Source organism: Natronorubrum tibetense GA33, from assembly GCF_000383975.1.
In the GTDB taxonomy this organism is placed as follows: Archaea; Halobacteriota; Halobacteria; order Halobacteriales; family Natrialbaceae; genus Natronorubrum; species Natronorubrum tibetense.
This window is the reverse complement of the sequence record NZ_KB913017.1, coordinates 1,343,663-1,357,854: the sequence shown is the minus strand read 5'-3', so window position 1 is coordinate 1,357,854 and position 14,192 is coordinate 1,343,663. Positions and strand designations below refer to the sequence as shown.

Annotated in this window: 13 protein-coding genes; 4 read left to right on the top strand and 9 right to left on the bottom strand. The window is 66.0% G+C overall.

Annotation, left to right across the window (positions count from 1 at the left end):
- Positions 1–79 precede the first annotated feature (79 nt).
- Entirely contained in the window at positions 80–1,768 is a 1,689-nt protein-coding gene (locus NATTI_RS0107080; protein ID WP_394296403.1) for a histidine kinase N-terminal 7TM domain-containing protein, read from the top strand.
- 10 nt (positions 1,769–1,778) lie between these two features.
- Here NATTI_RS0107080 and NATTI_RS0107075 read toward each other — a convergent pair whose 3' ends face one another.
- The 3 genes from NATTI_RS0107075 to NATTI_RS0107065 all read right to left on the bottom strand — a co-directional run bounded on the left by NATTI_RS0107075 (position 1,779) and on the right by NATTI_RS0107065 (position 6,430).
- Entirely contained in the window at positions 1,779–3,239 is a 1,461-nt protein-coding gene (locus NATTI_RS0107075; protein ID WP_006088695.1) for a hypothetical protein, read from the bottom strand.
- Between the two features lie 81 nt (positions 3,240–3,320).
- Positions 3,321–4,949: a tryptophan--tRNA ligase gene (locus tag NATTI_RS0107070; RefSeq protein ID WP_006088694.1), complete on the bottom strand. Its 1,629-nt coding sequence runs from the start codon at positions 4,947–4,949 to the stop codon at positions 3,321–3,323.
- A 110-nt stretch (positions 4,950–5,059) separates the two neighbouring features.
- A complete protein-coding gene (locus NATTI_RS0107065; RefSeq protein ID WP_006088693.1) occupies positions 5,060–6,430 on the bottom strand; it encodes a geranylgeranyl reductase family protein in 1,371 nt (456 codons plus the stop codon).
- 108 nt (positions 6,431–6,538) lie between these two features.
- On the opposite strand from NATTI_RS0107065, the gene NATTI_RS0107060 reads away from it, so the two are divergent.
- Entirely contained in the window at positions 6,539–6,937 is a 399-nt protein-coding gene (locus NATTI_RS0107060; RefSeq protein WP_006088692.1) for a methylated-DNA--[protein]-cysteine S-methyltransferase, read from the top strand.
- Positions 6,938–6,976: 39 nt separating this feature from the next.
- Here NATTI_RS0107060 and NATTI_RS0107055 read toward each other — a convergent pair whose 3' ends face one another.
- A complete protein-coding gene (locus tag NATTI_RS0107055) occupies positions 6,977–7,297 on the bottom strand; it encodes a hypothetical protein (protein WP_006088691.1) in 321 nt (106 codons plus the stop codon).
- 82 nt (positions 7,298–7,379) lie between these two features.
- Here NATTI_RS0107055 and NATTI_RS0107050 point away from each other — a divergent pair, with 82 nt between their 5' ends.
- Together NATTI_RS0107050 and NATTI_RS0107045 are read left to right on the top strand one after the other, a co-directional pair.
- On the top strand, positions 7,380–7,739 hold the full coding sequence (locus tag NATTI_RS0107050; RefSeq protein WP_275040235.1) for an ornithine cyclodeaminase: 360 nt from the start codon (positions 7,380–7,382) through the stop codon (positions 7,737–7,739).
- A gap of 193 nt (positions 7,740–7,932) precedes the next feature.
- Complete coding sequence (locus tag NATTI_RS0107045; protein WP_006088689.1) at positions 7,933–9,699, top strand: gamma-glutamyltransferase family protein; 1,767 nt, start codon at positions 7,933–7,935, stop codon at positions 9,697–9,699.
- Positions 9,700–9,707: 8 nt separating this feature from the next.
- On the opposite strand, the gene NATTI_RS0107040 is transcribed toward NATTI_RS0107045, so the two are convergent.
- From NATTI_RS0107040 to NATTI_RS0107020, 5 genes are all read right to left on the bottom strand, one after another.
- Positions 9,708–9,920 carry a hypothetical protein gene (locus NATTI_RS0107040; RefSeq protein ID WP_006088688.1) on the bottom strand — a complete coding sequence of 71 codons (213 nt, stop codon included), beginning with the start codon at positions 9,918–9,920 and terminating at the stop codon, positions 9,708–9,710.
- Between the two features lie 140 nt (positions 9,921–10,060).
- A complete protein-coding gene (locus NATTI_RS0107035; RefSeq protein ID WP_006088687.1) occupies positions 10,061–11,206 on the bottom strand; it encodes an FtsZ/tubulin family protein in 1,146 nt (381 codons plus the stop codon).
- Positions 11,207–11,260: 54 nt separating this feature from the next.
- Positions 11,261–12,325 (bottom strand): tRNA-intron lyase, encoded by a 1,065-nt coding sequence (endA, locus tag NATTI_RS0107030; RefSeq protein ID WP_006088686.1) that lies wholly within the window; start codon positions 12,323–12,325, stop codon positions 11,261–11,263.
- Positions 12,326–12,655: 330 nt separating this feature from the next.
- Positions 12,656–13,432: a hypothetical protein gene (locus NATTI_RS0107025; RefSeq protein WP_006088685.1), complete on the bottom strand. Its 777-nt coding sequence runs from the start codon at positions 13,430–13,432 to the stop codon at positions 12,656–12,658.
- Between the two features lie 48 nt (positions 13,433–13,480).
- Complete coding sequence (locus NATTI_RS0107020) at positions 13,481–14,092, bottom strand: TlpA family protein disulfide reductase (protein WP_006088684.1); 612 nt, start codon at positions 14,090–14,092, stop codon at positions 13,481–13,483.
- Between the last annotated feature and the right edge of the window lie 100 nt (positions 14,093–14,192).

The following is a 14,192-nucleotide window of genomic DNA, read 5'->3' as shown; positions in this document are numbered from 1 at the left end:
CTTTCGATGGCTCGATTTTTCCGCACGTTTAATAGCTAACGGAGCCTTCCTTCCGGTATCGGTGTTCGCTCTTACACTTCTGTCGGGGATATTACTTGTAACCGTGGCAGTCGGTGCAACGGCGGCACTCCTCGCCTGGAGGGAACGACCCGAACCGGGCGCCGTTCCACTCGTCGTGATGCTCGTCGGACAGTGCATCTGGTCGGCCCTCCTCGTTTTCGATCTGGAGGCATCGACGCTCGGCTCGAAGGTCTTCTGGGCGAACCTCAGGTGGATCGGCGTCGTCGCGATTCCGGTCGGCTGGCTGCTCTTCTCGCTCGAGTACACCGGCCGGGATCGGTACGTCCAGCCACGCTACGTCGCGCTCATATCGATCGTTCCGGCCCTCACCGTGGTCTTTGCACTGGCCGACAGTAGCCTGCTCTATACCGACTCGAGACTGGTTTCCGAAGACGGGATGCTGTTGTTGAGCCGGACCCCCGGCCCCTGGTTCTGGGTCATCGCCGCCTACACGTACCTGCTCGGACTGCTCGGAGCCGTCCCACTCCTGGGATTGATTCGGGACGACTCGCTGCCGTTCAGAGGGCAAAGCGCCGCCCTTCTGGTCGGCATCGTGGCGCCGTGGGCGAGTAATCTCCTCTTTCTCCTGGGAGCCATTCCGATCCCGGGTCTCGACCCTACACCGGTCGCCTTTTCGATCTCCGGGGTCGCCTGCCTCGGCGCACTCACGCGGTTTCAACTCTTCGGGACGAGTCCGTCGCCGAACCCGCGTGCACGCCGACTGCTCTTCGAGCGGATGCCGGACGGTGCCATCGTCGTCGACGGACACAACTACGTCGTCGATATCAACGAAACCGGTGCGGCGATTCTGGGAACGGTTCCCAGTGCTGTGCTGGGGAGCCCGCTTCGAGAGACCGTTCTCGACGATTCATTCGTCTCGTCGGACGGGTCGGTCTCGGTTCAACGCCCCTTTCGAAGCAGAGACGACGAGCGGCTGTACGACGTGACAGCGACGAGTATCACCGACGTCCACGATCGAACGATCGGCCACGTCATCACGTTTCACGATATCAGCGAGCACGTGCGACAGCAACAGCGCCACGAGGTCCTGAACCGTGTGTTCAGGCACAACATCCGAACGGAAACGAACGTCATCAGCAGCTACGCGGAACTCCTCGCAGACGGAGCGAATCAGGACGTCGCCGACGAAATTACGTCGAGTGCGAGACGTATCGAATCGCTGGCGACCAAAGCCCGTGAAATCATCGACGTCTTCGAACAGAGTCGAGAATCGGTCGAGGCCATCTCACTCGAGGTGCTTCTCGGCGACGTAAGCACGGCCGTCCGTGCCGAGTACCCGAACGCTCGCATCGAATGCGAGTCGAATCTGGACGGCATCTACGTCGCCGACGTTCTCGAGCCCGTGTTGGCAAACCTCGTCGAAAACGGCATCGAACACAACACCGGCCCGAACCCGCTCGTTCGAATCGGGGTCGAGGCGGGCGACGACCGGGTTCGGATCCGTGTCGCCGATAACGGCCCCGGAATCGACGCCTACGAACGATCGGCGGTCGAACGCGGGACCGAGACGCCGCTCGACCACGGGAGCGGCCTCGGCCTCTGGTTGGCCAAGTGGGGTGTCGAAATCGCGGGCGGCTCGGTGACCTTCGGGGCGAACGAGCCGACCGGATCGGTCGTCACTATCGAGGTTCCGGCGTTGTCCCCGTCCGGGGAATCGAACGACGAGTCGAACGGAGTCGTGCCCTGAGAGCGACGGGTCACTTCCCGTTCGAGACGCGCGTCGTCTCGAGTGCACCGGAGTCGACCCACTCGAACCCCTCCTGCTCGCCGGCCGCTTTGGCCGTCGTCACCGCGTCGGGATCGAACGACTCCGCGAACTCGATGCGGGTCTCCTCGGGTTCTATCGCGGGCAGTTCGGGGAGGAACTCGTCGTCCTCGAGCATTCCTTCGACCGTGATTGCCCCACCTGCACCGAGCGCGACTCCGAGCGCACTGTAGCGGTCGTGTTCCGTCTCGAACTCGTCGTCGGTCCCGAAGGAGTCGTTGCCGACCCGGGCGGTCTTCGAGGTCCCCGAGAGCGTGCCGAATCCGTCGTCGGATGTGGCGGTATCGCTACCAGGATCGGATCGCTCATATCCGTCGCGTCGCTCGGCCGTTCGCTCTCGTTGCTCCTCGAGCATCGCGCCGGCCACGTCCCGCGGTGACGGCTCGGGGCTCGAGTCGCTATCGTCGCTCACCCTCGAGACCGTCGGCGAGCCGCCTCGGATCTCGAAGCCGTCGGTTTCCGTCGATTGAGCCGGTGTCGGCGATGTCGAATTCGTCGCGGTTCCCTCGTTCGCTGCGGTTTCCCCGCTCTCAGGTTCGGCTTCCTCGATAAGCGACGCGACCGACGTGTCGGTATCGCTCGTCTTCGAAGTGTGGTTGCTCCCGCGTCCGAGCGGGGTTGCCCGTCGACTCGCTCGCTCGAGGGCCCACGACGGCCACGGGTCCGACTCTGACGCGCCGTCCGGAGCGTCGATTCCGGCGTCTCCGTCGCTGGCACCCGCCTCGAGATCGTCGGTTGCGGGGACGTAGGCTTCGAGGTCGTACTCGGGCAGCAAGGGACGATCGAACGCCGTAATCCGCCGGCCGTAGCGGTCTCGAAGGCTCTCGAGTTCGTCCGTCTCGATGAGTGCGGCCCGCCAGCGGTCGACGCCGTCCGACAGCGGGACGACCGTCGCGCCGGTTCCAGCGAGTAGCCGTTTGTCGACCGCGTGCAACACGGCAGGCAGGTTGTCGTCCGCCAGCGGCGTCTGCGGGTAGGTGACCGTCGCCTCCCGAGTGCGTCCCTTCGGATCCGTGGCGGTGAGTTCCAGTCTATCGCGTCCGGTTTCGGCCGGCCCCGTCCGCGTCCACTCGAGCGACCAGCCGATCGACTCGAAGACGGTCTCGAGTTCGCGTCCCAGCGCTCGCTGGGCGTAACGCGCCGAACACGTAACGCCGCGGTTGCCGTGACAGATCAGCTGTCGAACCGTCGCCGTCCGATCGCGTTCGTCGGCGAGCACGTCCGCGATGATCGCCTCGAGCGAGGCGTCGCCGCCCGCCTCGCCCGGCGGAACCGTCGTGTGGTACTCCCGGCGCTGGGCGCGCACGTCGGCGGGCGTGACGCCGAACGAGCCGAGAATATCGGCACAGCGCACGACGTCTCGGCTCGGGCCACCGGCTTGGCCGGTCTTCATCGACCCGGGCTACATCGTGACTACTGATATGTGTTCTCCTCGGATTCAGCGACAAAAAACGAACGCGATCGCCCGCCGTCGCTACGACCGTCGCCGAGGCGACTCGAGTTCGATATCCGCGTTCTCGAGCAGTTCCTCGACCTCCGCGCGTTTCTCCTGGTGGTCCGCGAGAAACTCCTTCATGAGTTGGGCGGCCTGCTCCTTGCAGTCGCCACAGAGCCGCTCGCCGCCGACGCACTCGTCGTAGACGCGCTTGGCGAACTCGTCGTCGTCGCCGGCCAGCAGATAGGCGTACAGCTCGTAGACCGGGCACTCGTCCGCCTTCCCACCCTTCTCTCGCTGTTCTTCGGCCGTCCCGCGGCCGCCGGTGGTCGCCGATTTCACCTTGTCGTAGCCGTCTTCGGGGTCGTCGAGGAGCGAGATGTGGCTCGCCGGCACGGAGGAGGACATCTTTCCACCCGTCAGGCCGGTCATGAACCGGTGGTAGATCGACGACGGCGGCTGGAAGCCGTAGCCGCCGTTGTCGACTTCGACCTGCCGGGCGAGCTCTTCCGCCTCGGCGCGGTCGATCTCGAAGGCGTCGACGTGGCTCTCGTAGACCCGCTTTTCGCCCTCGACGGCATCGATGAGCGCGTCGAAGGCGTCGTCGGTCGCCCGCCGGTCGAAGAATCGGGTGCGCGGCCGGACCGGCTCCATGCCGGCCTCGTTCAGCTTCGTTAGCACCGAACTCAGCGTGTCGGCGTCCGCATCGATATCCGACAGCGGCGTCTCCTCGAGCGCCTCGGCGACGTGGACACAGCGAAGGTCGTCGTCGTCGAACTCCGCGGGATCCAGTCGCTCGTAGAACTCGGCGACGAGGGCTCGCTCTACGGGCTCGAGTTCGAAACTCGCATACGCCTCGCTCACCTTGAAAAAGCGCATTCGCTCGGCCAGATCGCGGGCCAGTCGGACGTGGGGATCCTGATCGGGACCGACGGGGATGACGGTCGGCTTGGGCTCCTCGAGTTGCGGGTAGAGGATGTCGGCCATCTGGGTGACGACCGACTGCATGTGGGAGACGTCGGTCTCGCCGTCGAAGCCGTAGATCGCCTGAAACTCCGAGAAGTTGGCTTCCGCACCCAGATCGAACGCGAGGTCCTGGACTTCGCGGTTCGTCGACTGGCGGTAGAGCGTTCCTTCCTCGGGGTCGAAACCGAGCGCCAGCAGGGAGAGCAGGTAGTCGCGTGCGTGCTCGTCGATCTCTTCCCACGACATTCCGCGGGCCGAGTTGGCCTCGAGGTCGGCGATCAGGGCGTAGGCATCGGCCCCCTGCTGTTGGTGCCAGATGATCTCGTCGAAGACGAGTTTGTGGCCGATGTGGGGATCGCCTGTCGGCATGAATCCTGAGAGAACTGCCGCTGGCTCGTCGTTTTGCAGCGCCTCGGCGACCGGACGGTAATCACGGTGGCCGAAGATGACGCCCCGGCGCATCAGGTAGTGGGGGTTTGGCACATCCTCTAAGATCGCGTCGAACTCCTCGATGCCGAACTCCTCGAACAGGTTCCGGTAGTCGGAGACGGAAGAGGAGCCCCAGGGGTCCAGTGCGACGTCGTCAGCGCCTGCAGCGCCGCCGTCGGCTCGAAGCGCCGACTGCGGTTCTGTGGCATCCTCACCTCCTTCGGTCAGCGGTTCCCCTGACTCGGACTCCTCGAGTGGGTCGTCTCCGGTCATTACTGGTTTGTTTCGCGCGCCACCGCGCAAAAGCCTTCGGCTTCGCCGCGCTGGACCGTCACGAGAGGCGACAGCGACCGATGGCGCTGCGAAACGAGTATTTGGCGGCGCTAGTACTTCGTTTCCGCGCCCGTCGCCGCGTAGATGTCGTCCATGATCGAGTCCCGTTCGGCCTGCCACGCGTCGAAGCCGTCGGGTGAGGACGGGTACGTTTCGTAGTGGGAGAGCAGCTGATCAGCGAGTCCCTTCGTCTCGTAGAGATTCTTCAACGTCCCCCAGTGGCCGACCGTCTCGTACAGCACCTTCAGCTTCAGCCCGAGGCCGACGTTCGACGAGCCCGAGTACAGCGCGTCCGAGAGCTGCTCGCCGGGCAGCGCCGCCAGCAACGACAGCAGGTCGTCGAGGTCGTACGCCGTCGCGAAGACGTTGTAGACGTCGAGGGCGGCGTACCGGCCGCCGTAGTGGTCCATCACGCGCTCGTTGTATCGCCAGAGAGTCTTCTCGGTCACGTCATCGTCCTCGAGTGCCTGTATCGCCTGCTCGCCCGCGTACTGGCCGGCGTAGGCCGCGCCACCGATCCCACCGCCGCTGATCGGGTTGACGTGTGCGGCCGCGTCCCCGATGGCCATGTAGCCGGGTGCCGTCGCCGAGTCGTACGGCCGACGGGTCGGCAGTGCTGCGCCAAGTTTGTCTTTCACCGTTGCTCCCCGTAGCTCCGGGCGCTGGCTGATGTCCTCGCGGAGATCCCTGACCAACTGCATCGGCTCCTCGTTCATCTGGAAGCCGAGGCCGACGTTGATCTCCGTGGGCGTCCGCGGGAAGTACCAGAGATAGCCCGCAGAGCGCTTCGTCGGTTTGACCACGAGCGCGTCGTCCCACTCGACCGGCTCCTCGACCTCGATGATCTCGCGGTAGGCCGAGGAGAACTGCGAGTACCGCACGTTCGTATCGAACGTCGTTCCGTCGAAGTCGATCGTGTCCTGGAGAATCGACAGCGCTCCGGCCCCGTCCAGCGTGACGGTCGCCTCGTAGGTTCGGCGTTTACCCGCCCGCTTCGCCTCGAAGCCCGTTACGCAGCCGTCGTCGTCCTGAATTACGCTCTGTACGACGGTGTCGTAGTGGAAGTCGACGCCCGCGCGCTCGGCCGCGTCGATGAGCTGTCGGCCGAACTCCCAGCGGTCGATAACCGCCAACTCGCCCGGAACCGGAATGTCTAGTACGGCGTCCTCCTGTGGAATCTCGAAGCGGCCGTGGTCGACGGCCGTATTCGTAAACGCATCGGCAATCTCCGATTTCGGAATCGCCTCCGGGAACTCGTCGGCTCCCTTCAGTGCATCGCCACAGGCGATGTGTCCGGCCTCCTCGGCGTCCTTTCGCTCCACGATGACGACGTCGTATCCAGCCTTCGAAATCGTCGATGCCGCGTAACAGCCGGCGGTGCCCGCACCGACGATGGCGACGTCGTACTCGAACGAGGTCATGATACTCCCTTCGGTTCAGCGGGGAAAAATACTCATACTTCGGACGTTCGCCGTGACGGCTCGGTCGAAACCTAGAGTAAAGCGCCCAGCCGACGAACAGCTCCACGAATGCAGATCAGCATCTTCGGTCGGGACCGAGAGATAGCCGCCTCGAGGATCGACGCGGAGCCGGAGACGATCCGCGAACAACTCCGCGAGTACGAAGCCGGCGAGCGGACTGCTTTCGACCTCGGAATCGAGTATCCGGACGATTTCACGGGGCAGGTCATGCAGGCGATGGCGGAAATCCCGGCGGGCGAGACGCGAACGTACGGCGATATCGCGCGGGATCTCGAGAGCGCGCCGATCGCGGTCGGACAGGCCTGCGGCCGGAATCCAGTTCCGATCATCGTCCCCTGTCACCGGATCGTCGGCGTCGACTCGCTCACAGGGTACGGTGGCGGGCTGGACCTGAAACGCGAGTTGCTCGAGCACGAGGGGGCGGTGATTCCGGGCGAGTCGACGTAGGCCGGATGACCACGAGCGGGGGATCATCGAAACGGGGACTCAACCGGGTCGCCCCTCTGCAGACGATTCGTCCCTGTCGACGAGCGCGATCGAGCACTCGGCGACGGTCGGGGCAGCGTCCCGGGACCTCGACACGGTGACTTGCAGGCCGACGCGAGTGCCGGGAATCTCGAGGGTCCGAGCGCGCCGGAGTCGGCGAACGAGCAGGCCCCCGGCCATCACCACCGCGAGGCTGGTGACGGCGGCTGTCGGGTAATCGACCGCGACCAGCACGGCAACGAAGCCGGCGGCCACGAGGAAGCCGGCAGCGATCGAGCGGCCGGTGACGGGGTCGGGGTGCGGCGGGTAGTGTCTCCACATACTGTTATAGAGGGTGTCGCCCAGCTTAATTGTAATCTGAAAGTCATTTCAGTAAGGCGACTTACCGAACCCGGTTTCAGTCATCGATGGAACAGGTCCGCCTCGAGGCTGGCCCTCCCGCTCGAGTCCTCGTAACTGGCTCGAGTCCGGCACCCATGTCATGACGATCGGGCCGCGGTTCGCGGACGCCCACGAACTGCCGCTCGAGGTAGTCGACCGGGCCGACGCCATCGCGACCGACTCGTTGCCACAGCTCGACGCCGCCGACCAACCCCATCTCGTTTCGGGCCAGTACGACGGCCGGCTCCTCGAACTCGCCGAGGTGCTCGAAGAGCCGACTCTCGGACGGACGGCCGCGGACGACGTGACGCTGTTCTGTTCAGTCGGGCTGGCCGGCACGGAGGTCGTACTCGGTTCGCGATTCCTCGAGGCGTTCGCGTAACCATTCGTTGCGGCGAACGATGTCGTTCGGGACGGTTGGCGCTCGATTGCGGCCGTACGCGCGACGCTCGGACAACTGTACCGAGCGTCTATCCCAATCCCGCCTCCGCCTTTTCGACACCCCTACCCATAATCTCTCACTACGTCTCGAAACGTCCGGCGCCACTTTACTTCGCGTCACCCGCCTACCCGGCATGGACACGAACGTCCGCCGCCGCGAGTTTCTCGCGGGTACCGGCGGGATCGGTGCCGTAAGCGTTGCCGGGTGCACCGGGTTCTCGGTCGAGGAGTCCGGCGGGGCCCAGGACGGATCCGTCGCGGTCGTCTCGCAGCACGAACTCGCGACCGAAGCCGGACTCGAGGTCCTCGAAGCGGGCGGCACGGCCGCCGACGCGGCCGTCGCCGTCGCCGCCGCGTTGAGCGTCGTCGAGCCCTGGTTCTCCTCCGCGCTGGGCGGTGGCACCTGGGCGCTCTACTACGACGCCGACGACGAGGAGATCACCAGTCTGGACGGCGTGGGTCCCGTCGGCTCCGAGGCCTCACCGGATGATTACGAAGAACGTGCAGAGACCGCCGGCGTGCATCAGGCCGTCGTTCCCGGTGCCTGGGACGGCTGGATGCTGTGGCTCGAGGAATACGGCGAACTGGATCTCGATACCGTGCTCGAACCCGCTATCGAGACCGCTCGAGAGGGCTACCCCGCCAGTCCGGAACTGCGGAGTTGGCTCGAGAACGAGGCCGACGAGATAGACGACCGACCCGACGCCGCCGAGATCTACCAGCCCGCGGGCGACCTCCTCGAGGAGGGCGACACGGTCTACCAGGAGGAGCTGGCGGACACGTTCGAGGCGCTCGCCGATGCGTACGACGAACACGCAGATGAGGACCGCAGCGACGCGATTCAGGCGGCTCGAGACTACTTCTACCGCGGCCCGATCGCCGAGGCAATCGTCGAATTTAGCGACGAACACGACGGCTACCTCACGCTGTCGGACTTCGAGGAGTTCGAAGCCGAGATCGTCGACCCGCTCTCGATCGAGTACGACGACGATGTCGACGTCTACCAGAATCCGCCCAACAGTCAGGGAATCACGCAGCTACTGGCGCTGAACACGCTGAATGCGTTCGACTTCGACGACCTCGACTCGGCCGACGCCGACACTGTCCACCTGCAGGCCGAGGCGATCAAACTCGCCTTCGCGGATCGCTACCACCACGTCGGCGACCCCGAGCGGGTCGACATCCCGGTCGAAACGTTGCTGGACGACGACTACGCCGAAGCGCAGGCCGACCGAATCGAGATGGACAGTGCGATGGAGTGGCCGTTCGACTCCGGACTCGAGGACGAGGAATCAGTTTCGTCCGTCGGCGACGCCGATCACACCACCACCTTCCACGTCGTCGACGGCGACGGCAACGCGGCCGCGGTGACGACCAGTCTGGGCGCGCAGTTCCTCGTCGTCGGCGACACCGGCATCCACCTCAACAACCGGATGCGGATGATCTCGGTGGCGGACGACGATCCAAATCGACTCACACCCGGGTACAAGGTCCGACACACCTCGAACCCCTACATGGCCGTTCGAGACGGCCAGCCGTACATTCTGGGTGGTAATACCGGTGTGGACACCCAACCGCAGGGCCAGACCCAGCAGTTCCTGCACGTCCACGAGTTCGGCCACGACGCCCAGGACGCCATCGACCACCCCCGGTTCGTGAGCACGGCGTTTCCGTCGACGGCCGTCCCCTGGGAGGCCGAGAACACGCTCGAGATGGAGGCCGAGTACCCCGAAGACGTCCGCGAGGACCTCGAGAATCGCGGTCACGACGTTGTCGACGCCCCCTCGGTCGGCTCCGCGACGATGATCGTACTCGAGGACGACGGAGAGTCGCTCGAGGTCGGTGCCGAACCCAGAATCTCAACTGCGGATGGTGAGGTTACGGAGTCGGATTTCGACTAACTCGCGTCTCACTTTCGCGTCTCACACCGATCGATCCGGACCACCCGTGGTGGCGCGCGCTGTGTCTCGACGAGCGAACAGCGAGTCGCGACGCGAAGTTGCGCGAGGTCGTCGCGAGTGCCACGAGCGACTGCGTGGAAGACGCGGAGCGTCTTCCTGTGGATGAGCGAGTGACCGAAGGGAACGAGTGTTAGCGCGGGACCGGAGGTCCCGCGAACCATGCAAACGGGTGCTTCGCACCCGTGAGCAGAAATCGGTTGAGGAGGACGTGGAAATCACTGCTGCCAGGAGTACAGATCACTCGAGTCCATCAAACGGCTATACGCTCGAATCCGGTACGGTCCTCCGTGTGACGATTGTCTCACTCGGACTGGGCGGCCACGTCCCGCAACCGCTCGAGTCGATCGGACTCCACGTCGGCCAACACGACACCCGCGAACACGGTCTCGCCGTCGGGTCGCGGCGCGTCCCCGCCCAGAATCCCCGAACCGCCGATAGCGGACTCGAGCGTCCACCGCCCTTCGGCGATCGCCTGCCGGTTGAGCCACGCCGGCGGGCCGCCGACGATCAGGAGGCCGCGCGCCGCGATATCGGGCTCGCACTCGAGCGTGAGCTTTCCACGAATCCCCTTCCGGACGACCGTTTCGACAGCGCTGACGGCCTCGCTCGTTTCGACCTCCCGCTCCGTCGGCAACAGCCCCAGCCCGAACTTCGAACTCGTGGTCTCGACGGTTTCTTCGGCGTAGCCGAGCGTCACGATGGCCGACTCGTTGCCGACGATCCGCTCGATGTCGCTCGCGTCGATGACGGTTTGGGCGACGGGGCCATCCGACTCGCCGCCGCCGGCGAAGACGGCCGCGATTCGCGTCGCCAGCGCTCGATTCGACCGATCGCGCGCGTCGGCGAGTTCCTCGCCGGGCCGGAGCCACGTCTCGTTGTCGAACGGAACGATCGCGCTCGCTACTCCCTCGAGTCGCTCGAGCGTTCGAACCGCGTTCGTCGCCGCGTCGGGTCGTGGTGGCGTATTCTCGCCGGCCGTCGTCGACGCCCTCTTCGAGCGACCGCCGAGGCCGGACGGATCGCCGGCGTCCGCGTCGAACTCCCGATCGGCCGGCAGCGTCGCGAGGACGTACACCGACTCGTCGTAGGTCCGCTGGAGCGCCGCGACGAGCGCGGGGACCGTTCCGCCGCCGGTCACGCCACCGAGACCGACCGCGACGAGAAAGGCGTCGGCCTCGGTGGGGGAGCCACGCTCGAGTACCTCGAGCAGTTCCGCGGCGTGTTCCTGGCCGGCCTCCGTCGCGGCCTCGAGCCCGTCGTCGAACGCCGATTCCGTGCCGTAGCGATAGCGGTGTGACTCGGGGAGCACCGTCCGCTGCAGGTCGGCCTCGTCGGTATCGAACGCGAAGACGTCCGTGAGAAAGGCGTGTCCAGCCGGCTCAGCGGCTCGGATCGAGTCGGCGATCCGACAGCCCGCGCCGCCGACGCCGATCACCTCGAGTTGCATACGGCTACCCTCTCGCGTCGGGGTTTTTATCGTTGCGCTCGCGCGAGGCCAGAATCAGGGCGTCAGCCGCTCCACCGACCACCAGTCGATTCCGCCGTCTGCGCCGACCAGCGCAAACACCATCGTCTTGCGGACGCCGTGGGCGAGGCGAACGTCGAGTGCGAGGTCTCGCGGTTCGAAGACGTGGTCGTCGGGGTGCACCCGGAGCAGCAACTCGGAGTGGCCCAGGTTCTCGACTGACTCCACGTCGGCGTAGGTCCGGAAGTCCGCGCCGAACTTGTAGCCCGTCTTCGGGACGACGTCCCGCTCGCGCAGTTCGGTGTAGACCGCCAGCCGCCGGGCGAACCGCTCGCCCTCGACCTCGTGGCCCCGGTCGCGAACCGTCTCCGGGTCGAGATCGATCGCCCCGCGTTCGGCGAGGAAGGCCGCCTCGAGCAGCGACAACTGGAGCGTCGGCTCGTCGTACTCTCTGCCCTCGAGTGGCTGGCCGTAGAAGGTGGTCTCGTAGAGGGAGAGCGGGGGCTCCCAGACGACGACCCGATCGGCCAGCAGGTCGGCCTCGCAGCCGTCGGGTAACCCGGCGTCGGGGGTCGACGACCCCGACGGATCGCGGGGCGAGACGTCGAAGTACGTGATCTCGCTTTCCTCGTCGACGACCGCGAGGACGCCGTCCTCGAGGTCGCCCGCGGGCACGTCGGTTCGCTCGCCGATCACCCGCAGCGCGTACTCGACCTCGCCGTCTCGGGGCCCCTTCCCGCGGGGGAAGACCGCGAAATCGACCGTCCCTTCGGGTGGGTCGGGAACCCACGGCTCCGCGGCCGGCGAGAGGTAGAACCCGCGCGAGCGCAGGTCGGCGTAGACCAGAAACCGGACGCCGAACTTCTCGCCGGGTTCGCGGGCCGCGAAGGCGCGGAAGTCCATGCGGTCGCCGCTCGCGCCGTCGACGACCGCCTCGAGGTCCCCGCGATAGAGCAGATGGGCCGCCTCGATCGGTGCGAGGGCGATCTCGTTGCCCTCGAGCGGATAGCCGTAGCCCCGCGCGTCGTGATAGCGCTGTCGCGCGTCGCTCCCCACGCGGACGACGCCCGCCTCCTCGTCGAACCGCCCCTCGAGTGTCATACGCGGGGTTCGGCCGGCCGTGACTAAGGGGCTGCGGATCGGTTCCTATTCTTCGTCGTCAGTACTCGAGTAGTGACGGCTGGTTCGGTCATTTTGAAAGCCCTTGGCCCAGTCCAGTCGCAGGACTTGCTGCGCGCCTCGCTCCCTCCGGTCGCTTCGGTGCTTGCGTCGTCCGGCTTCCCGGACCGCAACGGAAGAGCAAGCTCTTCCGAGCATCGCGGACGCAAAGCGTCCGCTCAACGCCAACCCCTTTCAGTCCCACCCACCGCAGCGGCGGCTGATCGGACGGCTGTCGCGCGGTGGATGGTCGCGATTCGAGACTACCGGTTCTCAGCCGCCGGCCGTGGATTCGGTCTCGAGCGACCGTTCTAACACCTCTTCACACGTCGCGTCGAGACACCGGGTCCCGCTTTTGGTTTCGAACGTCGGCAGTCCACAGCCGCACTCGCCGTCGACGACGCCCGCGGGGACGGCGAAACCGGTGTCGCAGTCGGGGTAGTGCTCGCAGCCGGCGATAAGCCCACCGCGGCGGAGGATTCGGAGGTCGCCGTCGCAGTTCGACTCCGGACAGTCCCACTCGCGGTCGAAGGCCTCCCGCACGGCGTCGTCGAGGGACTCGCACGAGCGGTCGAGACAGACGTTGAACGCCAGCCCGCGCTCGACGCGCATTCTGGGGAGGCCACAATCGCAGTCACACTGTTCCTCGCGAATCGTTGCGTCTCGAGGCACTCCGTACCGATCCCCGCAGCCGACGCAGTGGACGCCGTTCGAGCGCACGAGCGCGCCGCCGCAGTCGGGACAGTGCCCGACGGGCGTTCCGGCCGCAGAGGATGGATAGTGCGCGAAGCCGTCCTGGTCGTGGGCGGCGATCCGTAGCGTCTGGGTGTCCTTCTTCGCCACGAGCGTGAAGTCGCCGGTGCGGTCGCTCGAGACGCTGTCGGCCCGAGTGAGCCACGCCACGGGCTGGTAGCCGTCGCTGTCGTGGACGAGGACGGTGTTGTCGGGTTTGACGATGGTCGTCACTCGGCCGCGGTACTCCTCGCGGTCTCCGGTCTCGGCGATGACGGTACAGTCGCCCGCGAGCACGCGGATCGCGTCGTCGATCATGGACGGTCTGGCCGCGGGTTGGTATATAAACTCGAGGACACGGCTAGCTCAGTTGTCGTCGTCTCGAGTCCGGGGCTCCGCGGCGGCCTCCAGCGCCGTCTCGACGCCGCTGACCATCGTGTTCACTGTCGTTCCACCCTCGTCGCGCCAGTGAATTTCGCCGGTGCCGTCGATGGCGATCGTCGTCGGTCGGAGCGTGATCTCGTAGTGGTCGTCGAGCGCGCCGGTTTCGTCGTTGCCGATCGTCCAGTCGCCGTCCTGTTCGGCCCACCAGTCGGCCAGCTCCGTCGCCGAGGGCTGTGCGCCGATGCTCCCGTCGATGACGGAGAGCACGTGGACCGTTCCGTCGGGGCCGATGTCGACTGCCTCTGCGAGGCGGTCTCTGGCCTCCTCGACGCGCGGGAGGAGCGCCTTGCTGGTCGGACAGTTGAGTCGCGTGAAATTGACCAGTTGGACCTGCCCGTCGGTGGGAACGCTGACCGTTCCGGCGTCGCTGCCGGGCCCGTCGACGGTCGTGACGTTGAACGGTGGCTCCGATCGGTCGGCTTCCGCCTCGTCGTCGGTCGCCCTATTTTCGCCGGCGGTCGATCCGATATCGTCGAGACAGCCGCTCAGCACCGCCAGTGGCGTCGCCGCTGCGATGAGGGACCGTCGGTTCATGTTATTGCGTGGCCGGATCGTCGGTTGTCGAGACGACGACGCGAAGCCGGGTGTGTGTTACCCCTGCGTACTGCGTCGCCCGCTCCATCACGCACCACTT